20 protein-coding genes and 1 pseudogene are annotated in these 22,933 nt (G+C 69.0%); 9 read left to right on the top strand and 12 right to left on the bottom strand.

Features of this window, described 5'->3' with window-relative positions:
- The first annotated feature begins 56 nt into the window (after positions 1 to 56).
- The 3 genes and pseudogenes from ACOCEP_RS09560 to ACOCEP_RS09550 all read left to right on the top strand — a co-directional run.
- A complete protein-coding gene (locus ACOCEP_RS09560) occupies positions 57 to 764 on the top strand; it encodes a DUF2334 domain-containing protein (RefSeq protein ID WP_482336921.1) in 708 nt (235 codons plus the stop codon).
- Positions 761 to 1,492: a TetR/AcrR family transcriptional regulator gene (locus tag ACOCEP_RS09555; RefSeq protein WP_482336920.1), complete on the top strand. Its 732-nt coding sequence runs from the start codon at positions 761 to 763 to the stop codon at positions 1,490 to 1,492. The genes ACOCEP_RS09560 and ACOCEP_RS09555 overlap by 4 nt, the downstream gene beginning before the upstream one ends.
- Before the next feature lie 70 nt (positions 1,493 to 1,562).
- Positions 1,563 to 2,684: pseudogene (locus tag ACOCEP_RS09550) on the top strand (DUF418 domain-containing protein); the annotation flags it as partial.
- 337 nt (positions 2,685 to 3,021) lie between these two features.
- Here ACOCEP_RS09550 and ACOCEP_RS09545 read toward each other — a convergent pair.
- Positions 3,022 to 3,657: an MBL fold metallo-hydrolase gene (locus ACOCEP_RS09545; protein ID WP_482336919.1), complete on the bottom strand. Its 636-nt coding sequence runs from the start codon at positions 3,655 to 3,657 to the stop codon at positions 3,022 to 3,024.
- A 33-nt stretch (positions 3,658 to 3,690) separates the two neighbouring features.
- On the bottom strand, positions 3,691 to 4,635 hold the full coding sequence (locus tag ACOCEP_RS09540) for an ArsR/SmtB family transcription factor (RefSeq protein ID WP_482336918.1): 945 nt from the start codon (positions 4,633 to 4,635) through the stop codon (positions 3,691 to 3,693).
- Positions 4,636 to 4,696: 61 nt separating this feature from the next.
- Here ACOCEP_RS09540 and ACOCEP_RS09535 point away from each other — a divergent pair, with 61 nt between their 5' ends.
- Both ACOCEP_RS09535 and ACOCEP_RS09530 read left to right on the top strand, forming a co-directional pair.
- Positions 4,697 to 5,839 (top strand): MFS transporter, encoded by a 1,143-nt coding sequence (locus ACOCEP_RS09535; RefSeq protein ID WP_482336917.1) that lies wholly within the window; start codon positions 4,697 to 4,699, stop codon positions 5,837 to 5,839.
- A 33-nt stretch (positions 5,840 to 5,872) separates the two neighbouring features.
- Positions 5,873 to 7,375 carry an aldehyde dehydrogenase family protein gene (locus ACOCEP_RS09530; RefSeq protein ID WP_038521413.1) on the top strand — a complete coding sequence of 501 codons (1,503 nt, stop codon included), beginning with the start codon at positions 5,873 to 5,875 and terminating at the stop codon, positions 7,373 to 7,375.
- 77 nt (positions 7,376 to 7,452) lie between these two features.
- Here ACOCEP_RS09530 and ACOCEP_RS09525 read toward each other — a convergent pair whose 3' ends face one another.
- Complete coding sequence (locus ACOCEP_RS09525; protein ID WP_482336916.1) at positions 7,453 to 9,033, bottom strand: GMC family oxidoreductase; 1,581 nt, start codon at positions 9,031 to 9,033, stop codon at positions 7,453 to 7,455.
- Positions 9,034 to 9,135: 102 nt separating this feature from the next.
- Entirely contained in the window at positions 9,136 to 9,909 is a 774-nt protein-coding gene (locus tag ACOCEP_RS09520) for a hypothetical protein (RefSeq protein ID WP_482336915.1), read from the bottom strand.
- Between the two features lie 66 nt (positions 9,910 to 9,975).
- Between ACOCEP_RS09520 and purS the strand changes: the two genes are divergently transcribed.
- A complete protein-coding gene (purS, locus tag ACOCEP_RS09515; RefSeq protein ID WP_005152565.1) occupies positions 9,976 to 10,215 on the top strand; it encodes a phosphoribosylformylglycinamidine synthase subunit PurS in 240 nt (79 codons plus the stop codon).
- Positions 10,212 to 10,889: a phosphoribosylformylglycinamidine synthase subunit PurQ gene (gene purQ / locus ACOCEP_RS09510; RefSeq protein WP_037334697.1), complete on the top strand. Its 678-nt coding sequence runs from the start codon at positions 10,212 to 10,214 to the stop codon at positions 10,887 to 10,889. The genes purS and purQ overlap by 4 nt, the downstream gene beginning before the upstream one ends.
- Positions 10,890 to 10,952: 63 nt before the next feature.
- Here purQ and ACOCEP_RS09505 read toward each other — a convergent pair whose 3' ends face one another.
- Both ACOCEP_RS09505 and ACOCEP_RS09500 read right to left on the bottom strand, forming a co-directional pair.
- Complete coding sequence (locus ACOCEP_RS09505; protein WP_482336914.1) at positions 10,953 to 12,680, bottom strand: ABC transporter ATP-binding protein; 1,728 nt, start codon at positions 12,678 to 12,680, stop codon at positions 10,953 to 10,955.
- Positions 12,677 to 14,302, bottom strand: a complete 1,626-nt coding sequence (locus tag ACOCEP_RS09500; protein WP_482336913.1) for an ABC transporter ATP-binding protein — start codon at positions 14,300 to 14,302, stop codon at positions 12,677 to 12,679. The genes ACOCEP_RS09505 and ACOCEP_RS09500 overlap by 4 nt, the downstream gene beginning before the upstream one ends.
- Positions 14,303 to 14,421: 119 nt before the next feature.
- On the opposite strand from ACOCEP_RS09500, the gene purL reads away from it, so the two are divergent.
- Positions 14,422 to 16,704, top strand: coding sequence for a phosphoribosylformylglycinamidine synthase subunit PurL (purL, locus tag ACOCEP_RS09495; RefSeq protein WP_482339663.1), 2,283 nt, complete (start codon positions 14,422 to 14,424; stop codon positions 16,702 to 16,704).
- Between the two features lie 207 nt (positions 16,705 to 16,911).
- Here the strand turns inward: purL and ACOCEP_RS09490 are convergent, their stop codons facing one another.
- From ACOCEP_RS09490 to ACOCEP_RS09465, 6 genes are all read right to left on the bottom strand, one after another.
- Complete coding sequence (locus tag ACOCEP_RS09490; RefSeq protein WP_482336912.1) at positions 16,912 to 17,760, bottom strand: hypothetical protein; 849 nt, start codon at positions 17,758 to 17,760, stop codon at positions 16,912 to 16,914.
- Positions 17,760 to 18,863 carry a pentapeptide repeat-containing protein gene (locus tag ACOCEP_RS09485; protein WP_482336911.1) on the bottom strand — a complete coding sequence of 368 codons (1,104 nt, stop codon included), beginning with the start codon at positions 18,861 to 18,863 and terminating at the stop codon, positions 17,760 to 17,762. The genes ACOCEP_RS09490 and ACOCEP_RS09485 overlap by 1 nt, the downstream gene beginning before the upstream one ends.
- Positions 18,864 to 18,867: 4 nt before the next feature.
- On the bottom strand, positions 18,868 to 19,683 hold the full coding sequence (locus tag ACOCEP_RS09480) for a Twin-arginine translocation protein TatA (RefSeq protein WP_482336910.1): 816 nt from the start codon (positions 19,681 to 19,683) through the stop codon (positions 18,868 to 18,870).
- Positions 19,684 to 19,849: 166 nt separating this feature from the next.
- Complete coding sequence (locus ACOCEP_RS09475; RefSeq protein WP_482336909.1) at positions 19,850 to 20,695, bottom strand: lysozyme; 846 nt, start codon at positions 20,693 to 20,695, stop codon at positions 19,850 to 19,852.
- A gap of 192 nt (positions 20,696 to 20,887) precedes the next feature.
- Positions 20,888 to 21,703, bottom strand: a complete 816-nt coding sequence (locus ACOCEP_RS09470; RefSeq protein WP_482336908.1) for a lysozyme — start codon at positions 21,701 to 21,703, stop codon at positions 20,888 to 20,890.
- A 104-nt stretch (positions 21,704 to 21,807) separates the two neighbouring features.
- Positions 21,808 to 22,425: a type VII secretion system-associated protein gene (locus tag ACOCEP_RS09465; RefSeq protein WP_482339662.1), complete on the bottom strand. Its 618-nt coding sequence runs from the start codon at positions 22,423 to 22,425 to the stop codon at positions 21,808 to 21,810.
- A gap of 53 nt (positions 22,426 to 22,478) precedes the next feature.
- Between ACOCEP_RS09465 and ACOCEP_RS09460 the strand changes: the two genes are divergently transcribed.
- Positions 22,479 to 22,859, top strand: coding sequence for a sterol carrier family protein (locus ACOCEP_RS09460; protein WP_482336907.1), 381 nt, complete (start codon positions 22,479 to 22,481; stop codon positions 22,857 to 22,859).
- The last annotated feature ends 74 nt before the right edge of the window (positions 22,860 to 22,933 follow it).

Here is a 22,933-nt window from a genome sequence, read left to right as displayed (position 1 = left end):
TGCGGAGTTCACTCCGCCGTCAGGCGAGCGCAAGCCCGGGCTGGCTCACTGGTGGGGTGGACGCACGTTTGCTGGTTTCCCTGTCCGGCGTGACCACCCGGACGTTGCACCGCTGCGCCGACCTCGCGGCCGAACTCGACCGGCGCAGGGTCCCGTTGTCCGTGCTCTACGCCGCTCGCACCGGCGAGGGCCCCGTGACCGAGTGGGTCCGGACGCGCCGCACCCACGGCGACTCCGTCCTCCTGCACGGTTACGACCACCAGGTCACGCCCACCCATCGCGCCGTCTACCTCGGCAAACGCGCCGAGTTCGCGGCTCTTCCCGCGCACGAGGCGCGGCTGCGCCTGATCGCGGCGAAGGCCGCGCTCGACGCCAACGGCATGGCCGTCGACGGCTTCGCTCCGCCGCGCTGGATCGCGTCGGAGGGCACGCTGCAGGCCCTGCGCGAGCACGGGTTCACGCTGTGCGCGGATCTGGCGTCGGTGCGGGATCTGGTGTCCGGCGAGGTCCAGCGCGCCAGGGTGCAGGAGTTCGGCGGGCCGTCGCACCGCACGGAGACCGTCCGGTGTTTCGCGCTGGTGCTGGCCGCCGCCAGGGCCGCGCGCCGCGGCGGGCTGGTGCGGCTCGGCATCGACGCCGCGGACCTCGCCCGGCCTGGGCTGCGGCAGGCGTTCCTCGACGCCGTCGACGTCTCGCTGGAGAACCGCGCTTTCGGAACCACGTACGGCTCGCTCTCGCGAACGCGGGTTAAATTGTCGGGATGACCGACGAGGCAGGCGCACCGGCGACGCTGATGCGGCTCTGGCGCCGGTCGGAACGCCCGACGCGCGGCAGGCCGTCCGTGCTCGACATCGACGGCGTCGTGGCGGCGGCGGTGGACCTCGCCGATCGCGAAGGCGTCGCGAACGTGACGCTGGCGAACGTGGCCGAAGAGCTGGGCGTCACGAAGATGTCGTTGTACCGCCACATCGGTTCGAAGGCGGAGCTGCTGGAGCTGATGGCCGACTTCGCCGTCGGCGATCCGCCGCTGCTGGAGCCCACCGGCGATTGGCGGGCCGAGCTCACCAAGTTGGCCGAGGCCAACCGTGACGTGCTGATGAGCCATCCGTGGCTGGTCGAGCTGCCGCTTTCCGGGCCGCCCGCCGGACCGCACGCGGTCGCCTGGATGGACGCGTTCCTGCGCACGCTGCGCGAAACCGGTCTCGACTGGGGGACCAAGGGCGGGATCCTGGTGCTCATCGGCGGCTATGTCCGGCTCGCGTGCGCGCAGGCCCTCCAGCTCGCCGAGGGCCGGAAGGACAGCGGGCTGAGCCAGGCGCAGGCGGAGCGGGCCTACGGCCAGGGCCTCGCCGAGCTGATCGATCCCGAGCGTTTTCCCGACGCCGTGGGCTTCCTGACCGCAGGGCTCGGCGACTCCGGACAGAACTCCGACTTCGATTTCGGTCTCGGCGTCGTCCTCGACGGCATCGCCGCGCTGATCGACGCGAGCTGACAAACGCCTCCTCCGTCATTAGTATCCGCCGGACATTAATTAGTGTACGTTGGATACTAAAGGGGGGACCATGACATCGACACCGATCGGCGAGCGCGTGCTCGCCCCGGATCTGGCCAGGGGTTTCGCGCTCCTGCTGGTCGCGCTGGCGCATACCGCGAGCATCTTCCTGGGGAACACGCCGGGCGTCGATCAGACGCCGGAAGGCCTGGAGCGGCCGTACTTCGTGGTGCTTTTCGTGCTCGTCCACGCGTGCGCGCTGCCGCTGTTCGGCATGATGCTCGGCTACGGGATCGTGCAGTTCACCGCTCGGCAAGAGACGTTGGGGCAGCCGTGGCCGCGCACGCGTGGCATCCTGCTTCGCCGTCACGCGTGGCTGCTCGTCTTCGGTGCCGTCGACGGGGTGCTGTTCTTCTCCGGCGACGTGCTCGGCGCGTACGGCGTGGTCGGCATGGTGTTCGCCCTGCTGCTTTTGCGGCGTGGCAAGGGTTTCTACCGGCTTCCGGTGCTGTACCTGGGTTTCGGCGTCTGCTACCTCGCCGTGCTGATGTACCTGGTGCTCACCGGGAACTCCGGGAGCGCGCCCGTCCCGTCCATCGAGGACGCGTCGTCACTGGCGCCGACGTATGGCGACGCCGTGCGGGAACGGCTCGTCGAATGGCCGATGACCACCGCGGTCCTGCTGTCGTCGATCCTTTTCGTCTGGGTGGGCGCCTGGGCCGCGAAGAAGCGCGTGCTGGAGGAGCCGAATCGGAAGCTGCTCCTCTTCGGACTGTTCGGCGGCTTCGGGGTCGCGATCGCGGGCGCGCTGCCGATGGGACTCTTCGCCGGTGACTACGTCGGCTTCGACGAGAAAACCGCTGGGCTCGTCAAGCTGATGTACGAAGGTGCGGGACTCTTCGGCGCGATCGGCTACATCAGCCTGTTCGGGCTCATCGGCATGGCGGTCGGCGAGAAGCGCCGCGGCGTCGTGGTCACCGCGATCTCGGCGCTCGGCCAGCGGACCTTGAGCGCGTACCTGTTCCAGTCGGTGGCGTGGCTGGTCTTGGCGCCGCCGTTCATGCTCGGGCTGAGCGGCAGCACGTTCGTCGCGGCCGCGTGCGGGCTCGGCGTGTGGCTGCTGACGGTCGTCGTCGCGTACGTGATGCACCGGCGGGGATATCGGGGACCGGCGGAGATCTTGGTGCGGAAACTCGCGTACCGGCGCCAGAAGCCTGACGTTGCGAAAGCCACTTTCGCAACCTTCAACGTTGCGAAAGTGGCTTTCGCAACGTCACCGGGGGGCGGCGCGGCGCGCTGGATCATCGGCCAGTCCGATCACGCCACGTTTGCCCTGCCTTCAAGAGAAGCCCGTGTCGCGAAAGCCACTTTCGGGACGTCAGATGTCCTGAAAGTGGCTTTCGCGACACGGCTGGCCGACCACTCGGCGACCGGACGGCAAGAGACGTTGCGAAAGCCACTTTCGCAACCATCAACGTTGCGAAAGTGGCTTTCGCAACGCCATCGGGGACCGGCGCGGCGTACCGGAGCTAAAGCTTCACCGGCTCCCCGACGTCGAGCACCTTCACCTCCGTGCCTTCCGGCGCGAGATTCGCGAACAGGCCGTAGTGCATCTGCGGCCGCGCGAGGACGGCTTCGTGGATCGGGACGGCGAGGCGCGGCGACACCGCACGCAGGTAGTCGACCGCCTCGCCGGCCTTGAGCCACGGGGCGCCGGTGGGCAGGCCGAGGACGTCGATCTTCTGTTCCGGAACGAAGAACGAGTCGCCGGGGTGGTAGAACGCGCCGTGGTCGACGATGTAGCCGACGTTCGGGATCACCGGGATCTCCTCGTGGATCACCGCGTGTTCACCACCGACTACGTTGATGCCGCTGGAACCGATCTCGAAGGCGTCGCCGGGGTTCGCGATCTGGAACTCGGTGCCGATCTTCCCCACCGCTTCGGCGGAGCCCGGGTCGACGACCAGCTTCACGCCGGGGTTGGCCTCCAGCAGCGCGGGCAGCCTGTCCAGGTCGAGGTGGTCGAAATGCTGGTGGGTGATCAGGATGGCGTCCAGCTCACGTTCGCCCTCGAAGCCCGCCGAGAAGGTGCCGGGGTCGATCAGGATCCGCGCTCCCTCGGTCTCCAGAAGCGTGCAAGCGTGTCCAAAGTGGACAATACGCATCGGTGTTCTCCTTCGCGGTAGCTCGATTCCAGCCTATGCCCGGAGCAGGGCGTCGCCAAGTTCGGTGCGCCGGTAGCGGACTTCACGGCCGCGCCGCCGGGTTTCGAGCAGGCCGGCCGCGCGCATCGCGGTCAGATGCTGCGAGACCGTCGGCGCCGCGAAGCCCAGCCTGCGGGCCAGTTCGGTGGTGCTGGTGGGTTCGTTGAGCGTCGTGAGCAAGGCGGCCTTCGTCCGGCCGAGGACTCCCGCGAGCGCGCCGGACGGGCGTTCAGGGTCCGACCAGAGTTCGGCCACCCCGCGAGCCGGGTACAGCAGCGACGGCTGCCACGGCTCCATCGTGATCACCCCGACCGACGGCCACGCGAAGACGCCGGGGATCAGCAGCAGCCCGCGGCGGTCGAGGTGGACGCGGCCGCGTTCCTTCATCTCGATCACCAGGACGTCGTCGACCAGTCGCACGCGCGGGTGGATGTCCTCCAGCACCAGCGCGATTCCGCCCGCGGCCAGACGACGTGAGCGTTCCTCGATGTCGGCGACGAGGAACCGGCGCATCCGGGGCCAATGCGGTTCGACCAGTTCGGTCCAGGCGATCTCCATCTGGTCCGCCAGCAGATCCCTTGCCGCGGCCGGGTCTTCGGGGAGACCACTCAGGTCAGCGTCCACTTTGGACAGTTCGTGGGCGACCTGGTCCGGCGGCGTGCGGCGGATTTCGGCGAGCTGGGCGGACGCGGTGGTCTCCGGTCCGCTCGGCGGCGGGCTGAGGAAGTCGGTGATGTAGTGCCGCGCGCTCATCACCTTGGCGAAGCCGCCGATGGACAGGTCCGGCAGTTTCGCGGCGGCCTCACGCAGCCAGGGCAGATGACTCGGATGCCCGCGCCGCCCGAGCAAGGTCTGCATCGCGCCCATGGTCTCGTCGAGCGGGGAGATGCCGAAGCGGACGCGGTTGGCGCTCTCGGCGGTCAGGACCAGCTCGATCATCAGATTAGGCTATGCCCGAATCAATGGTTCTCGCCAGCCCGGGTCCGGCAGGGTTCGTGGCATGACGTTGCTGCGAAATTCCGGGTATTGGCGCTGGTCGGCGGGGGTCCAGCTGAACCGGCTCCCCGGCATGATGGCGCCACTGGCCTTCACGGTGCTGACCACCGCGACGACCGGTTCGTACCGGCTCGGCGGGATCATGATGGCCGTTTTCGTCGCCGCCGAGATGGTCGGCGCCGTGCCGACCGGACGGCTGCTCGACCGCGTCGGCCCCGCGCGCGGTCTCGTCGTGCTGCTCCCGCTGGTCGCCGCGGGACTTTTCCTGCTGGCCGCGGTCGCTTCCGCCGGAGCCCCGGACTGGGTACTGCTCGCGCTGGCGATCCCGCCGGGGCTGGTCGCGGGCGGGTTGAACGGTGGTTTCCGGACGCTGCTCGCCGCGACGGTGTCCGAGGACGAACTGCCGAGGGCCGTTTCGGTGGACGCGATGATCCTCGAAGGCGTCATCGTCGGCGGACCGCTGCTGGTGGCGCTCCTGGCGACGTCCGGACCGGCCGTCCCGGTCCTCGCGATGGCCGTCGTCGCCCTGCTCGCGGCGCTGCTCGTGCCGCGACGGACGGTCCAGCGGGATCCACAAAGGACGGTCGAACGGCAGTCGATCCCGGTCGCCGCCTGTGTGCCCTGGCTGGCGGGATTGTTCACCGTCGGGCTCCTGCTGTCGACCATCGAGGTCGGGCTGCTGCCGCTCGTCCAGCGTCTCGGCGCCCCCGATTCGGCGACGGCGATCGTCATCGTGGTGCTGTGCGGCGCCAGCCTCTGCGGAAGCGCGCTGTACGCGGCGCGAGGGAAGGTCGGCGATCCTCGGCTGTTCCTGGCCGGTTTCGTACTCGGCGGGGTCGTCGTTTCGGCGGGCTTCGGATGGGCCGGGCTGCTCGGCGGGGTCGCGCTGATCGGGCTCTGCACCGGCCCGCTGATGGCCGTCTCGTCGGTCAACCTGCAGAAGCTGCTGCCGGAACGCCGCCGGTCGGAGGGGTTCTCGCTGGCGTTCACCGTGCAGGCGTCCGGCTTCGGGCTGGGCTCGCTGGCGATCGGTGTCCTGCCGGTCTGGCTGTGCCCCCTTCTCGGTGTCCTTGCGGCTCTCGTCTCCTGTGCGATGCTGGTGGCACGCCCCAGGCGAGCTATTGGCACGCCGTCAGTAACGTCGTAGCCTGGGCTTTGAGCCGAGACACGGGAGAAGTCGATGACCGCAGTCCAGCCGAAGCCGACCGCGCACAGCGTGGGGGAGACCTTCGATTCCCTCAGCCCGGCGACCGACGAGGTCGTCGGCACCTACCCGGTGCACAGCAAGGAGGACGTCCGCGCCGCGATCGCCCGCGCGAGGGACGCCGCCGAATGGTGGGCCGGGCTCGGCTACGACGGCCGCGCCGAACGCCTGCGCCGCTGGAAGGGCGTCATCACCCGCAGGCTGCCGCAGCTGTGCCAGGTCGTGCGCGACGAGACCGGGAAGCCGATCGCCGACGCGCAGCTGGAGAGCGTGCTGGCCATCGAGCACATCGCGTGGGCCGGTAAGCACGCGCGCAAGATCCTCGGCAAGCAGCGCCGCGCGGCCGGGCTGATGATGTCGAACCAGGCGGCGACGGTGGAGTACCAGCCGCTCGGCGTCGTGGGCGTGATCGGCCCGTGGAACTACCCCGTGTTCACCCCGCTCGGCTCCATTGCCTACGCGCTCGCCGCCGGCAACACCGTCGTCTTCAAGCCGAGCGAGTACACGCCGGGCGTCGGGAAATGGCTGGTCGACGCGTTCAACGAGGTCGTCCCGGAGTGGCCGGTACTGCAGCTGATCACCGGTTTCGGTGAGACGGGCGCTTCGCTCGTCACGGGCGGTGTCGACAAGATCGCCTTCACCGGTTCGACCGGGACGGGCAAGAAGATCATGGCCGCAGCCGCCGAGACGCTCACCCCGGTGATCATCGAGGCCGGTGGCAAGGACGCCGTGCTCGTCGACGCGGACGCGGACCTGGAAGCCGCCGCCGACGCGACCGTCTGGGGCGCGTTCTCCAACTCGGGCCAGACCTGCATCGGCGTCGAGCGTGTGTACGTCCACGAGCGCGTGCACGACGAGTTCGTCGCGAAGGTCGTCGAGAAGTCGAAGGACGTCCGGGCCGGCTCGGACGCGGCCGCGCAGTACGGCCCGGTGACGATGCCTTCGCAGCTCTCGGTGATCAAGCGCCACATCGCGGACGCCATCGAACGCGGCGGCAAGGCGCTGGTCGGCGGTGTCGACGCGGTCGGTGACCGCTACGTGCAGCCGACGGTGCTCGTCGATGTGCCCGAGGACTCCGCGGCCGTGCAGGAGGAGACGTTCGGCCCGACCGTCACCATCGCCAAGGTCCGCGACATGGACGAGGCCGTCGAGAAGGCCAACGACACGAAGTACGGCCTCGGCTCGACGGTGTTCTCGAAGTCGCGCGGCCTCGAACTGGCCGGACGGCTGCGCACCGGCATGACGTCGATCAACGCGCCGCTTTCCTTCGCCGGTATCGCTTCGCTGCCCTTCGGCGGCGTCGGCGACTCGGGTTTCGGCCGGATCCACGGCCCGGAAGGCCTGCGCGAGTTCGCCCGCCCGAAGGCCGTGGCGCGGCAGCGGTTCACCGCGCCGATCGTGCTGACTTCGTTCTCGCGCAAGGAAAAGACCGACGCGCTGGTCGCGAAGCTGATCACCGTGCTGCACGGGAAGCGCTGACGCCCCGCCCCCGGATGTCATGAAAGGGTCGTTCCTGACGAAAAACGTCAGGAACGACCCTTTCATGACATTTGGCGCTACTCACCCCGGATGAGGTCCGCCGCCTTCTCCGCCACCATGATCGTCGGCGCGTTCGTGTTCCCGCGCGGCACCACGGGCATCACCGACGCGTCGACCACCCGCAGCCCCTCCACCCCGCGCACCTTCAGCGACGGATCGACGACGGCGTTCTCGCCCGTCCCCATCGAGCAGGTCCCCACCGGGTGGTACAGCGTCTGCGTCCTCTCGCGTACGTAGTCGGCCAGTTCATCGTCGGTCAGGTCGTGCCGCTCCGGCAGGAACGGTTTGTCCAGATAGCGCGCCAGCGGACCGGACTTCCCGATCTCCACCAGCGCACGCAGCCCGGCGAGCATTTTCTCCATGTCCACGGACTCCGCGTAGTACGCCGGATCGATTTCCGGCTTCCACAACGGATTCGACGACTTCAGCCTCAGCCGTCCCCGGCTCGCGACGTCCACGAGGGTCGCCGCCGAAGTGAAGCCCGGCACCGTCGGCTCGCGCATTCCGTTGTCGTAGAACAACGTCGGCGCCACGTGGATCTGCATGTCCGGCGGCGAGACGCCGTCCGCGGCGGGGAAGAACGCGCCCGCCTCACCGATGTTCGAGGCCAGTGGGCCGCGTTTGGTGAGCTGGTAGCGCACCAGGCCGCCGGGCGTCGCCGCGTCCACCAGGTCGGTGGTGCCACGCGTCGACCAGATGATCGGGGCGGCCGGGTGGTCGTGCAGGTTGTCGCCGACGCCGGGAAGTGCGGCCACGACGTCGATCCCGTGCTCCCGCAGGTGTTCCGCCGGGCCGACGCCGGAGAGCATCAGCAGTTGCGGCGAGTTCACCGCGCCGCCGCTCAGCAGGACCTCGGTCGACGCGCGCACGGTCGTCTCGGCACCTTGGTCCAAATAGGACACTCCGACCGCGCGGGTGCCTTCGAAGACGACGCGGGTGGCTTGCGCGTTGGTCCGTACGGTGAGGTTCGGGCGCGCCAACGCCGGCCGCAGGTACGCGTCGGCCGTCGACCAGCGGCGGCCCTTCTTGCAGGTCACCTGGTAGACGCCGGCGCCCTCCTGCGACTCGCCGTTGAAGTCGTCGGTGCGCTTGAGACCCCAGGCGACGGCGGAATCGACCCAGGCGAGGGAAAGTTCGTGGGTGAAGCGCCGATCCTCGACGTTCAACGGGCCGTCGGTGCCGTGCAGCGGCCCGCCGAGCCGCTGGTTGCCTTCCGCCCGTTTGAAGTACGGCAGGACGTCGTCGAAACCCCAGCCCTCGGCGCCGTGTCCGTCACGCCAGCCGTCGTAGTCCGCGCGGTTGCCGCGGATGTAGATCATCGCGTTGATCGACGAACAGCCGCCGAGCGTCTTCCCGCGCGGCCAGTACAGCGACTGGCCGGTGTGCTTCTGCTCGACCGTCTCGTAGTTCCAGTCCCATTTGGTCTTGAACAGACCGGGGAACGCGGCGGGGATGTGGATCTCGTCGGCGTCGTCCTCGCCACCGGCTTCGAGCAGCAGCACCCGCGCCGACGGATCCTCGCTCAGCCGGTTCGCCAGTACGCATCCCGCGCTGCCCGCGCCGACGATCACGTAGTCGAAGGAGTCCTGATCGGCCACGGTGCCTCCTGCTGCTCGCCCGGTGTTGACGCCCCGCCAATGGGCTCATCTTGGCCCAGCGCCGCGCTCCGAGCATCCCCCAGACGAAGGATCGGTGCGAGCTCAGTCGGAGTCGGGTGAAAGAGAAGCCACGCAGGGGCCACCTTCGGCGTCGTCCTCGGTCTCGACGCGGCCGGGGTTCCGGACGCCGTCGACCTCGCCCGAGAGGTGCAGGATCGTCTGCTTCGCGGTGGTCAGCACGTCGGCGTTGTCGACGGTGTACCTCGCTTCGCCGTGGATGATCTGCTGCACGCCGTCGCGGGTCGTGTCCGGCACCTTCTCGCACAGCACGGACAACGCCGCCGGGATGTCGCGCGCGTTGATCGCGTCGACGAACTTGTTCCCCGCCTCCTCCCCGGTCTTGACGTCCGGACGGGGCGACGGCTTCGTGTCCAGGCTCGGCAGCGGCTCGGGCTCGCCGCCGACCTTGGCGTCGCGCACGCACCAGCCGCCCTCACCGGGGATCATCGCGATCCCGACGGTTTGGCCGCCGGCGGTCAACGCGGCCGAGTACTCCTGCGCCGCACGCTGGTGCGCGGGCGTGCTCAGCTGTGCGCCTTCGGAGACCGCCGCCATCTGCTCGAAGGTGTACGACCGCTTCGAGCGGATCGGGCACCAGAGCTGGCTGACGCGACCTTCGCCGACGCCGTTCACGAACGACTGGCCCAGTTGCTCCGGCGTCGCGCGCGAGGTGGTGTCGGGCTTGGTCTTGAAGAACCCCGGCGTCACGAAGCCGGTGAACGCGACACCGCCCGCGATCAGGACGAAGACCAGCACCAGCGTGATCCAGAGCCCGGTCTTCGGCTTCTTCGGCGGTGCGTACTGCCCGTAGGTCATGCGGCAACCGTAGTGAAGTAGGCTCGGGCGGTACCCACGACCTGCGTGAATAAGGAGCAGCCTGCCGTGGCCCGAGTCGTCGTCGACGTCATGCCCAAGCCCGAAATCCTCGACCCGCAGGGCCAAGCCGCGCTCGGCGCGGCCGGTCGTCTCGGCTTCACCGGGATCACCGGGATCCGTCAGGGCAAGCACTTCGAGATCGAGGTCGACGACTCCGTCGACGACGCGACGCTCGAAAAGATCGCCGAAGGTTTCCTCGCGAACCCCGTCATCGAGCAGTGGACCATCAAGCGGGTGGACGCGTGAGCGCCCGCATCGGGGTCATCACCTTCCCCGGCACGCTCGACGACGGTGACGCGGCCCGCGCGGTCCGCTACGCCGACGCCGAGGCTGTGCCGCTGTGGCACGCGGACGAAGACCTCAAGGGCGTCGACGCCGTCGTCGTCCCCGGCGGCTTCTCCTACGGCGACTACCTGCGCGCCGGCGTCATCGCCCGGTTCGCGCCGGTCATGTCGTCGGTGATCGAGGCGGCCCACAAGGGCATGCCGGTGCTGGGCATCTGCAACGGCTTCCAGATCCTGTGCGAGGCCGGGCTGCTGCCGGGCGCGATGATCCGCAACGCTGGTCTGCACTTCATCTGCCGTGACCAGTGGCTGCGCGTCGAGCACAACGAGACCGCGTGGACCACCCGGTACGACAAGGGTGCCGAGATCCTCATCCCGATGAAGAACATCGACGGCTGCTACGTCGCCGAGCAGGCCACCCTCGACGAGCTGGAGGGTGAGGGCCGCGTGGTGTTCCGCTACGTCGGCGGCAACCCGAACGGCTCGCGCAACGACATCGCCGGGATCCGCAGTGAGAACGGCCGCGTCGTCGGGCTCATGCCGCACCCGGAGCACGCCATCGACGCCCTCACCGGGCCTTCCGACGACGGTCTCGGCATGTTCTACAGCGCCGTGGACGCCCTCGTCTCCGCCTGAGTCAAGTGTCATGAAAGGGTCGTTCAGGACATTTTTCGTCCTGAACGACCCTTTCATGACATCTCAGGAGGCGGCGGCCACCAGGGCGGCGTAGGGCCCACCGGCGGCAAGCAGCTCCGCGTGCGAGCCCAGCTCGGTCACCCGGCCGCCCTCGATGACCGCGACCCGGTCCGCCGCGGCCGCCGTGTGCAGCCGGTGCGCGATCGCGATCACCGTCCGCCCTTCGAGCACCGCGCTCAGCGACCGCTCCAGCTCCCGCGCCGAGCCCGTGTCCAGCAGCGACGTCGCCTCGTCCAGCACCAGGGTGTGCGGGTCGGCCAGCACCACCCGCGCCAGCGCCAGCTGCTGCGCCATCGCCGCCGGGACGGCGACCGCCCCGGCCCCGACCTTCGTGTCCAGCCCGTCCGGCAGGCTCGCGACCCACTCCGAAGCCCCGACCGAGGCCAGCGCGGCCAGCAGCCGTTCGTCGGTCCAGTCCCCGGCCGGGAGCGTGAGGTTGTCCCGCAGCGTCCCCGCGAACACGTGCTGCTCCTGCGTCAGCAGCAGCACCTCGCCGCGCAGGACGTCGTCCGGCAGGGTCGACACCTCGGCGCCGCCGATCCGCACCGAGCCCGACGTCGGCGCCGACATTCCGGCCAACAGCCGTCCCAGCGTCGACTTGCCCGCCCCGGACGGCCCGACGATCGCCAGCCGCTCCCCGGCCGGCACCCGCAGGTCGATCCCGTGCAGCACCTCGCGGTCGGCGTTGTACCCGAAGCGCACGTCGCGGACCTCGATGTCCTGGCCGCGCGGAGCCGCCGAGGCCGTCTCCGAAGACGAGGCGGGCCGCACGCCCAGCAGCCGCCGCAGCGACGCGCCGGCGACCTGTATGTCCGCGAGCCAGAACAGTGCCTCGTTCAGCGGGCCGGTCATGACCTGCGAATACAGCAGCATCGCGGTGATCGTGCCGAGCCCTTCCCAGCCGTTCGAGTAGGCGAGCAGGCCGAGCCCGAGCATCACCGGCACCGGCAGCACGTAGCTGATCTCCAGCGACGGGATCCACCGCATCTGCAGCGCCCGGATCTTGCGTTCGCCCAGCATCGACGCGTCGAGACCGTCGTGCCCGGTCCGGATCCGGCGGCCGGTCAGGCTCAGCGCCTCCGCCGTCCGCGCGCCCTCCGCGGTCTCGTGCGTGGTGGACTGCAGCTCGGACCACTTGTCCAGCATCCGCCGCATCACGTCCGGGATCCGCCGCTGGTACCAGATGTTCACCGGCACCAGCAGCGGCAGCGCGACCAGCAGGCCCAGCGCCAGGAACGGCGACGTGATCACCATCGCGACCACGGTGAACACCACCGTGACCGCGGCGATCAGGATCTCCGGCGCGCCGAAGCGCACCGCGTGGTCGATCCGGCTGACGTCGGTGGTCGCCCGGCTGAGCAGGTCACCCGTGCCCGCGGCCTCGACCGTGCCGAGCGGCAGGTTCAGCGCGTTCCCGACGAATTCCTCGCGGTTCTTCGCCAGGATCCGCTCGCCGAACACCCGCGCGCGAAGCCGCGCCAAGCCCTTGAACCACGCCTGCGCGCCCAGCACGACCACGAACGCGATCGCCAGCCAGGTGATCGTGGCGGTCGTCGTGCCTTCGACGACCTCGTCCACCAGCGCGCCCAGCAGTCGCGGCCCGGCCAGCCCGATCGCGGTCGCGACGCAGAACAGGCCGAGCATCACGGAGAACTCGCGCTTGTTGGCGCGCGCGGTCTCCCTGATCCATCGTCGAACGTCTTTCTTGTCTGCCAGCGGCAGCTTTTTCATGCCGGTACTTTCGTACTCACGACCACATCGGCCACATGTGTCCACAAAGGACTTTGACTGAACACGACGGTGGTCTTGCCGCGCCGCAGCTTCGCGACGCGTTCGGTTATGCGGGCTTCGGTATGCGCGTCGACGGCCGAGGTCGGCTCGTCGAGCAGCAGGACGTCGGCGCCGGTCGCCAGCGCACGGGCCAGGTTCAGCCGCTGCCGCTGACCGCCGGAGACCTCACGTCCGCGTTCGCCGATCACCTCGTCGACGCCGTTGGGCAGCGCGTCCACGATGTCCTCGGCGTCCGCCGCGTACAGCGCTTCGGTGATCTCGACGTCGCCGGGATCGGCGGGGGTGACCTGTTCGCGCAGCACACCGGAGAACCAGATGTCCTGGTTGTGCGCGAACACGACCCGCCGCCGCAGCTCGTCGAGCGCGACCCGGTCCACCGGAACCCCGCCGACGAGGGCAGGTTCACTCGGATCGGTGAACCGCGCCATCCGCGAAGCCACCGCTTCGGCGTCGGCCCCGACGTCGATGACGGTCAGCTTCCCGGCTTCGACCTTGATCCCGGACGTCTCGTCGTACAGGTCCAGCGGGCCGTGCGGCAGCGGCACGGGGTTCTCCGGCTCGGCCAGCGTGCGTTCGGTGGACAACAGTTTGCACACCTTGCGCGCCGAAACCAGCGCGGCGCTCAGCACGCCCGCGAACTCCGTCGCCGTCGTCACCGGGATCACCAGGAACACCGAGATGCCGTAGAACGTGATCAGCTCCCCGACCCCGATGGTGCCGTTCATCGTCAGCTGCGCGCCCAGCCAGGTGATGACCACCGTGACCAGTCCCGGCAGCGCGACCTCCGCCGCCGCTAGCCAAGCCTCGCTGCGTCCGACCTGGACACCGGCCGCGCGGACCCGCTGGCTGGAGCGGCGGAAGCGGTCGAGGAACTGCTTCTCACCGCCGACACCGCGAAGGATCCGCAGGCCGGAGACGATGTCCGCGGCCAGCGCGTTGACCTCGGTCTTCTCCTCACGCTGCTTGGTCTGGCGCTTCTCAAGCGGCTTAAGCAGCGGGCCGATGCCGACCACCGCCAGCGGGACACCGATCAGCGCGACCACGCCGAGCAGCGGGGACGTCGACAGCAGTGCCGTCGCGCACACGATGAACGCGATCAGCGAACCGAAGGCCCGTCCGAGCACCTCGAAGGAGTCACCGATCGGGTTGATGTCGCTGGTGGTGATCGCGACCACGTCACCCGTGGTGGTCGTGTCCCGCAGATTCGCGCCCAGCTTCGCCGCGTGTTCGGTGGCGAGCCGCTGCGTCACCCCGGCGCCGTGGATCCAGCAGCCGTAGGACGCGAAATGCTGCACCGTGCCCGCGATCGTCTGCGCGATCCCGAGCCCGGCGGCCGCGAGTCCCCACAGCCAGACGGAATCGCCGTCACCGCGGCCGATCGCGTCGATCCCCCGGCCGATCGCGACCGGCAGCAGGGCGATCGGAAGTGACCACAACGCACCGCTGATCGCCGAGACGGCGAGCAGTCCCGGCCGCGCGAGCATCATCCTGACCAGGTACCGCCAGGCGGTCGGCTTGGCGGGAAGGCGTAGTCGCGGAAGTGGATATGTGGCGGAAAGCACGATTGCCGACGTTAAGCCGATCACCGTCGCGGGCGCGACCGATTTATCCGTGGGCGACCGCGAGCGGCCTTGAACGCTCGCCTATTCTGGCGGCCGTGGCGAACCCTGATGCGGACACCGTGACCAGCACCGTTGACACCACTCAACACGCCGAGGCGACCCCCGAGCAGACCCAGCCGTACGTCGAGCTCGGCCTCGCCGACGACGAGTACGCCCGGATCCGGGAGATCCTCGGCCGCCGTCCGACCGACGCCGAACTGGCGATGTACTCGGTGATGTGGAGCGAGCACTGCTCGTACAAGTCCTCGAAGAAGCACCTGCGCTACTTCGGCGAGACCGCCACTCCCGAGATGAAGGAAAAGATGCTCGCCGGCATCGGCGAGAACGCGGGCGTCGTCGACATCGGCGAGGGCTGGGCGGTCACCTTCAAGGTCGAGAGCCACAACCACCCGTCCTACGTCGAGCCGTACCAGGGCGCCGCGACCGGCGTCGGCGGCATCGTGCGCGACATCATGGCGATGGGCGCGCGCCCGCTCGCGGTGGCGGACGCGCTGCGCTTCGGCCCGGCGGACGCCCCCGACACCCGTCGCGTGCTGCCCGGCGTGGTCGCCGGCGTCGGCGGCTACGGCAACTGCCTCGGCCTGCCGAACATCGGCGGCGAGCTGGTGTTCGATCCGAGCTACTCGGGGAACCCGCTGGTCAACGCCCTGTGCGTCGGCGCGATGCGCGTCGAGGACCTGCACCTGGCGTTCGCCTCGGGCAAGGGCAACAAGATCATCCTGTTCGGCGCGCGCACCGGCCTCGACGGCATCGGCGGCGTCTCCGTCCTCGCGAGCGACACCTTCTCGGGTGACGAAAGCTCGGGCGGCCGCAAGAAGCTGCCGAGTGTCCAGGTCGGCGACCCGTTCACCGAGAAGGTGCTCATCGAGTGCTGTCTCGAACTGTTCGCCCAGAAGCTCGTCGTCGGCATCCAGGACCTCGGCGGCGCCGGGCTCTCCTGCGCGACGTCGGAGCTCGCGGCCGCCGGTGACGGTGGTATGCACATCTACCTCGACCGCGTTCCGTTGCGCGCCACCGGAATGACCCCGGCGGAGGTGCTCTCCAGCGAGTCGCAGGAGCGGATGTGCGCGGTCGTCTCGCCGGAGAACGTCGAGGCGTTCATGAAGGTCTGCGAGAAGTGGGACGTCATCGCCACCGACATCGGCGAGGTCACCGACGGCGAGCACCTGGTCATCACCTGGAACGACGAGATCGTCGTCGACGTCCCGGCGCACACCGTGGCGCACCAGGGCCCGGTGTACGACCGCCCGATCCAGCGTCCGTCCACTCAGGACGCCCTGCAGGCCGACACCTCGGCGAAGCTGCCGCGTCCGTCCACTTCGGACGAACTGCGTGCCGACATCCTCAAGCTCATCTCGTCGCCGAACCAGGCGTCGAAGGAATGGGTGACCTCGCAGTACGACCGCTACGTGCGCGGCAACACCGTTTCCGCGCAGCCGTCGGACTCCGGCGTGATCCGGATCGACGAGTCCACCGGCCGCGGTGTGGCCGTCTCGACCGACTGCAACAGCAAGTTCGTCTACCTCGACCCGTACGAGGGCGCGAAGCTCGCGCTGGCCGAGGCGTACCGCAACGTCGCCACCAGTGGCGCGAAGCCGGTCGCGGTCTCGGACTGCCTGAACTTCGGCGCGCCGACCGACCCGGGCGTGATGTGGCAGTTCGAGCAGGCCGTGCACGGTCTCGCCGACGGCTGCGTCGAGCTCGGCATCCCGGTCACCGGCGGCAACGTCAGCTTCTTCAACCAGACCGGTGACGTCGCCATCCTGCCGACGCCGGTGGTCGGCGTGCTGGGCGTGATCGACGACGTCACCCGCCGCATCCCCACCGGGATCGGTGCCGAGGCCGGGGAAACCCTGCTGCTGCTGGGTGAGACCCATGACGAGCTGGACGGTTCCGCCTGGGCGCGCGAACTGCACGGCCACCTCGGCGGCCGTCCGCCGCGCGTGGACCTGGCGCGGGAGAAGCTGCTCGCCGACATCCTCATCGCCGGTTCGCGCGACGGCATGATCTCCGCGGCGCACGACATCTCCGACGGCGGCCTGATCCAGACGCTCGTCGAGACCGTCCTCATCGGACAGTGCGGTGCCCGCGTCTTCCTCGACACGGAGCAGGATCCGTTCGTGCAGCTGTTCTCCGAGTCCGCGGGCCGGGTGCTGGTCGCCGTGCCGCGCACCGAGGAACTGCGGTTCACCGAGATGCTGACCGCGCGCGGCCTGCCGTGGCGCAAGACCGGCGTCGTGGACCCGGAGTCGGGCTCGCTCGAACTCCAGGGCATCACGGAGTTCACGCTGGACGAGCTTCGGGAGACCTGGGAGAAGACGCTCCCGGCCCTGTTCGACTGAGCTGAAGGCCGCGTTCGGCCTCCGGAAGTACATGAAGGCCCCCTTCCTTGCGCCAGGCGCAAGGAAGGGGGCCTTCATGTACTTGGGAACGGGCCACTGCGGGCCCGCAGCCTGAAGTCTGCCCCGGTTCACCTGTCGCGAAAGCCACTTTCGGGACATCAGACGTCGCGAAAGTGGCTTTCGCGACGTCTGATGGGGCGTGAGTGGCTAGCCCTCACTGGCAGGCAACGCCGACCCCTCCGGGAACTTCGTGCCCTCCAGCGAAGGCGCCTCCTCGAAGGTCGCCACGCTCAAGTCGACGGGCGTCTCGACGGCCAGGCCGTCCAGCGACACCTTCCGTTCGAACCGCGCCCGCGTGACCTCGAACCTGCCGCGGATCGTCGCGTTCTCGAGCAGGAACTTCCCGGACAGCTGAGCGTCGGTGAGGTCGATGTAGGACAGCACCTCGCATCGATCCGCGCCGAACCAGCCGACCCGCCTGCCGAGCAGCCCCAGCTTGTCGAGCCGGGCGTCGCTGAGGTTGAGCGAAAGCGTCGGCCCGGTGGTCCCGGCGTGGGGAAGGATGTCCCGGATCAACCGTTCGGCCGCACGCCGGACCAGCCGTTCGCGTTCCGCGGCCGCCTTGTCGGCTGGTCCCCACTTGCGGTGTCGGTCGAAACTCGGGTGCTCGAACGGCCGTCGCAGGTACGCGCACAACACATCGAGCACCGTCTGCCGGTACTCCGGACGCGTCCTGGCGAGCCCGGCGAGCGAATGCATCGCCCCGATCCGGACCTGATCGGCTTCGTTGCCCAGCAGTTCGATCGACTTGGCGAAGCGCTCGTCGGAGATCCGGCTGCGCTCGATCTCGTGCCGGTCCTCCTCGGTACGCCTTCGCCGGTCGTTGAGCCAGAGCCCGTAGAGGGCGGCGATCGCCCCGCCCGCCAGCGCGCCGGTCTTGAGCGCGTCGCCGCGGCTGGTCGCGCGATCGGTGAGCAGCCAGGCGGTGACCCCGACGAGCACCACGACCGACGACAGCAACGTCCAGAGCAGCGGCGATTTGAGCAGGCGCCTCATCAGTCCTTCACCGTGAGCCGGGCGCGGCCGTCCGGCAGGGTCTCGACGGACCAGCCCGGCGGGAGTTCGTGATCCCTCGCCGGCTCCACCGACGTGTTGTACAGCGACACCGTGCCGGGCGCCTTTCGGAAGCTCAAGTCCCCGAAGCCTTCGAACCGGGCGCGACGCAGATCGAGCGTCCCCTTGAACTCGGCGTCGGCGAAAACGGCGTCCTTCGCGAAGACGCTGTCCTTGAAGGAGGTCTCGCCCGCGAACACGGTGTCGCGGAACTCGACGTCCTCGGAGAAGCGGACCCCGCTGAACCACGCCCGCTGCTCGAACTTGGCGTCACTGCACCGGAAGAAGCCGATGCGCCGCTCCTCTTTCGTGCCCGCGCCGGTGAAGTACACCGGCCCGCGGAACACACAGCCGGACAGGTTGGTGCTGCTGTACAACCCCGCGTAGCGGAGCAACAGCTTGCCGACCTTCCGCTCCGAAAGATCGAAGTACTCCAGCACCGCGCCGGTCAGGTCGAGGTCGTACGCGGTGCCCTCGGAATCCGCGGCCGGGAGCAGTTCACCGATCAGCCGTTGCGCGGTCTGCCGGACCTGGAGTTCCTGGTCCTGCTCCGGGGAACCCTCCTCCGGCGCGGTGTTCCCGTCCCGTTTCGCCGTGTCCTTGTACCGCGGATGCTCGAACGGCCGCCGCAGGTACGAGCACAGGATGTCCAGCACGGTCTGCTGGTAGATCTCGCGGCCGCGAGCCAGGCCCGCCAGCGCGTGCAGCGCCCCGACGCGCACCTGATCGGCCTCGTGGCCGAGCAGTTCGACGGCCTTCGCGAACCGTTCGTCCGAGATCCGGTCCCGGTCCTGGTCGGCCCGCCGCAGTTCGAGCTCCTGGCGCTGCCGTTCGACCTCCTGCCGTCGCTCCTCGACCCGGCGCCGCCGGTCGTTGAGCCACAACGCGTACAGCGCGACGATGGCGCCCCCGGCGATGCCGCCGGTCTTCAGCGCCTCGCTGCGGCTGGTCGCCGGATCCGTCAGCAACCAGCCGCCGACCGCGAGCAGCAGGACGAGCGAGACGACGAAGGTCCAGAGCAGCGGGGAGCGGAGAAACCGCTTCATCCGCTCAGAATACGAAGAAGTTGCGGACGCAGAAGGACTTGTCCGGGTTGTCGTCCGAGGAGATCCCCGACCCGCTCACCTTCTTGCCCTTGACCGTGCCCTCGATGTCACCGGTGATGAACCCGTCACCGATACCGGAGGTCGAGGTGACCTCCAGCTGCGACGGCGCCGGGGCCATGATGTCGATCGAGTCGCCCATGGTCGCCTTCATGTCCGCGCACACCAGCGCCAGCGCGCCGGCCTTGTCCCCGGCGCTCACCTTGGCCAGGAAGTCCTTCAGGTTCTGGATGCCCTTCGGGTTCCCCTCGGAGCCCGTGCCACCGCTTTCGGTGCTCCGCGGGCTGCTGCTCCTGGGCGAGCTCGACTTCGGGCTGCTCTTCGGCGCGGAGGTCGGCGCCTGCTCGGACGACGACGCGGGCGGCGGCGCGGCCGTGTTGTTCCCCTCGTCCTTGCTGAGCAGGAAGCCCGGCGCGACGAACCCGGTGACACCGAACGCGATCAGCACGACCAGGCCGATCACGATCCCGATGATCAGACCGGTCTTGCTCTTCGACGGCGGCGCGGGCGGGCCGCCGAAACCCTGCTGGTAGCCCTGCTGGGTCTGGTCCCAGCCCTGCTGGGGCTGCTGCGGGTACTGCTGGGTCTGGTCCCAGCCCTGCTGCGGCTGCTGCTGGTACTGCTGCGTCTGGTCCCAGCCCTGCTGCTGTCCGTACTGCTGCGGCTGACCGTACTGCTGGGTCTGGTCCCAGCCACCCTGGTGCGGCTGCTGTCCCTGGGGGTCCTGGCCGTAGGGCTGGCCTGGCTGGGGTGGGTAGGTCATCGGTCTCGCCTTCCGTACTGGGGCCTGAGGCTGCAGATCAGACGACCGGCGGTCTGCGCTGGTTCCGGATCCGCCCGTGCCAGGGATTTTCCACGGGCAAGGTACCCCGCGCGCGAAAGCGGCTCCCGGCCGAGGCCGGGAGCCGCCTGTTCACGGAATGCGCAGCTCAGCCGTTGGCCAGTGCCTGCAAGCGGTCATAGGCGCCGTTGAAGGTGTTCTGGTCGAGCGGGCTGGAGGTGTACTGCCACACGGTGTAGTAGCCCCAGCCGTAGGGCAGCGCGCCCACGGTGGAGGCGTATCGCGCGATCCACAGCGGGACCGTGCCACCGAAGTTCTGCGTCGAGCCGACGCAGGTGTTCCACCAGCTCGTCGAGGTGTAGATGACGGGCCAGCGGCCGGTGCGCGCCTTGTAGCGGTCGTGGAACGCCCGGATCCACGAACCCATGGCGGACTGGCTCAGGCCGTAACAGGTGGCGCCGTACGGGTTGTACTCCATGTCCAGCGCGCCCGGCAGGGTCTTGCCGTCCTTGGACCAGCCGCCGCCGTTGTTGATGAAGAAGTCGGCCTGCGCCGCGCCGCTGGAGACGTTCGGCAGGGCGAAGTGGTACGCGCCGCGGATGAAGCCCTGGTTGTAGGAACCGTTGTACTGCTGGGCGAAGTACGGGTTCTTGTAGCTCGTGCCTTCGGTGGCCTTCGTCCACACGAAGCGCTTGCCCTGACCCCACCAGTAGGCCCAGTCGACGTTCTTCTGGTAGCTGGCCACGTCCATGCCCGCGACGGTCGCGAGCACCCCGGCCTCGGGCTGCGGCTGCGCGGCCTTGGCCTTCGACTCCGGCGTGGAGGTGTCGCCTTCCACGCGCCGGATCTGCGATCCGATCGTGTGGTCGTTCTGCTGGAGATCCTGTTCGATCGACATGATCTCGGGGGACGGGGCGGCCGACGCCTGGACCGTGCTGCCGAGCAGGAGCAGCGCGGAGCCGACGGCGATGGTGATTCTTCGGGAAGTGCGCATCACGACAATCCCTTCACGGATAACCCTCGCTGAGGACGGCGACCTTGCAGGTGGTAGCCGTCCGGGCACGATTGTTGACGACGAGTGCCGGGTTTGTCACTAACTTCCGTGAAATTGGTACTACGCGTGGGTGATTTTCATTTCCAGGTAGCCCTGGTTATGTGATCTTGTAACGCCCAGTCGGGTGAGTGTTCAGCCGAGCGACAGCGCGCGCACGCGGTCGATCGTGCCGTTGAACCAGTTCTGGTCGCCGGGAAGGCTTCCCCGGTCCGCGAACTGCCAGATGGTCTGGTGCTTCCAGCTCGCGGGCAGCTCGCCGATCTCCGTGTTGTAGCGCGCGATCCACAGCGGGTTCTGCCAGAACGCGTTGCTGTTCCCGGTGCAGCGCTTCCACCAGCTCGTCGACGTGTAGATCGTCGGATGCCGCCCGGTGCGGTGCAGATAGGTCGTCGCGAACGACGTCATCCACCCGACCATCTGGGCCGGCGTCTTGCCATAACAGGTTTCACCGTATGGGTTGTACTCGACGTCGAGCGCGCCCGGCAGCGTCTTGCCGTCCTTGGACCAGCCGCCGCCGTGGTCGACGAAGTAGTGCGCCTGCGCGGCGCCGTCCGAGATGTCGGGGCGGGCGAAGTGGTACGCGCCGCGGATCAGGCCGACACCGTAGGAACCGTTGTACTGCTGGGCGAACCGCGGATTGACGAAGCCGGTGCCCTCGGTGGCCTTCACGTAGACGAATTTCGCGCCGGTCCGGGCGGCGGCGGGCCAGTCGACCTCACCCTGATGACCACTCACGTCATGGCCGAGCGTCTGCGCTTCCCCGCCGTACAGCGGCCCCACCGACACGTTGACGCCTTCGTGCAGCGCGATCTGTGAACCGGCGTAGTGCTCCTCGGCCCCGTCGTACCGCGGCCCGCTTTCCCGTGCGACGGCGGGGGTCTGCGCGAGCAGCAAAACCCCCGCCGCGAGGACGGCCCCCCAGCCTTTTGAACACACTCTGCGACTCATCACGTCGCCACGATCCCTCGCGCACAGGGAATCAGCGACTCGAACATCACTCGAAAGAGTGGCATTCGCCCTGAATAAATTGGGCCGAGTGGGTTAATCGGACCCTAACGACGCTCGTCCGAAAGGGCTTTGTCGAGGTGCTCCGAGGGGATGATCGCGGTGAGCCGGTCGTGCGGATTGATCGTCACGGGGTGGCCGGCGAGCAGCGGGACCATGTCCCGGCCCAGTACCGCCCTGGCGTGCGGCCATTCGCGCGGCACCAGGGATTTGGCCGTATACGCGGGAACGAGCACCTTGCCGTCGGTGTTGTGGAAGCCGATCACCGTGCGCTGCACCGGCGAAAGGGCGTAGACGAACAGCGTCGAGTCGAGGATGACGCGCGGCAGGTCGGCGGCCGGGCGGTGATTCGTGCGCACCAGCTGGAGGAGCTGCTCGAGTTCGTTGCGCGGCTCGGGGAATCCGAGCGCCTTCGGCGAGGGGCGGTAGCGGTCGTTGGGGTGGAAGTCCTCGACGATCTCGCCGCCGCCGTTCACCGGGTACGCGCCGACGACCGCCCAGGACGGCACCGGGCCTCCCGCGTCGAAGGCCTCGTCGATGACGTACAGCCAGCTGTTGGGGTTGGCCCTGGCGTTGGCGCGCATCTCTTCGGTGATCTTCGGCTTCTTCTTGCCCGCCGGGCTCGACGCCAACCGATCCGCCTCGTCCCGCTGCGCCATCGCCATCCCCACGTTCCGGGTGCCTGAAGGTTCGTTCGCGCTCACTCTACTGTTCTCCCATGGCCTCTTCGCGTTCGGTCGACCCCGCTGAGTTACGAGCCGCGATCGCGGCGATTTCCCCCTGGTTGAGCGGATCCGGTCCGGATCCGGCCCGTCCGGAGCTGGCCGCGGCGGTGCGGCTGAGCCTGCGGACGCTGGCCGGGGACGCCCCGGGGAAGAGTGTCGAAGTGCGGGTGCCGCCGTTCGCGGCGGTGCAGTGTGTCGAAGGATTGAGCCATACCCGCGGGACGCCGCCGAACGTCGTCGAAACGGATCCGCGCACGTGGCTGGAACTGGCGACCGGGCTGCTCGGCTGGGCCGACGCCGTCGAGTCGGGGCGGGTCACCGCCTCCGGGAGCAGGGCCGATCTGGCCCGCTGGCTGCCCTTGGTCCGCCTCTAGACCCAGCGCTGGCCTGCTATGAACGGGACGTTCCTTGCAAAATTTGCAAGGAACGTCCCGTTCATAGCAGCCGG

The organism is Amycolatopsis sp. CA-211722 (genome assembly GCF_056828465.1).
The sequence above is the reverse complement of the archived record's forward strand: the minus strand, read 5'-3'. Positions and strand labels throughout refer to the sequence as shown.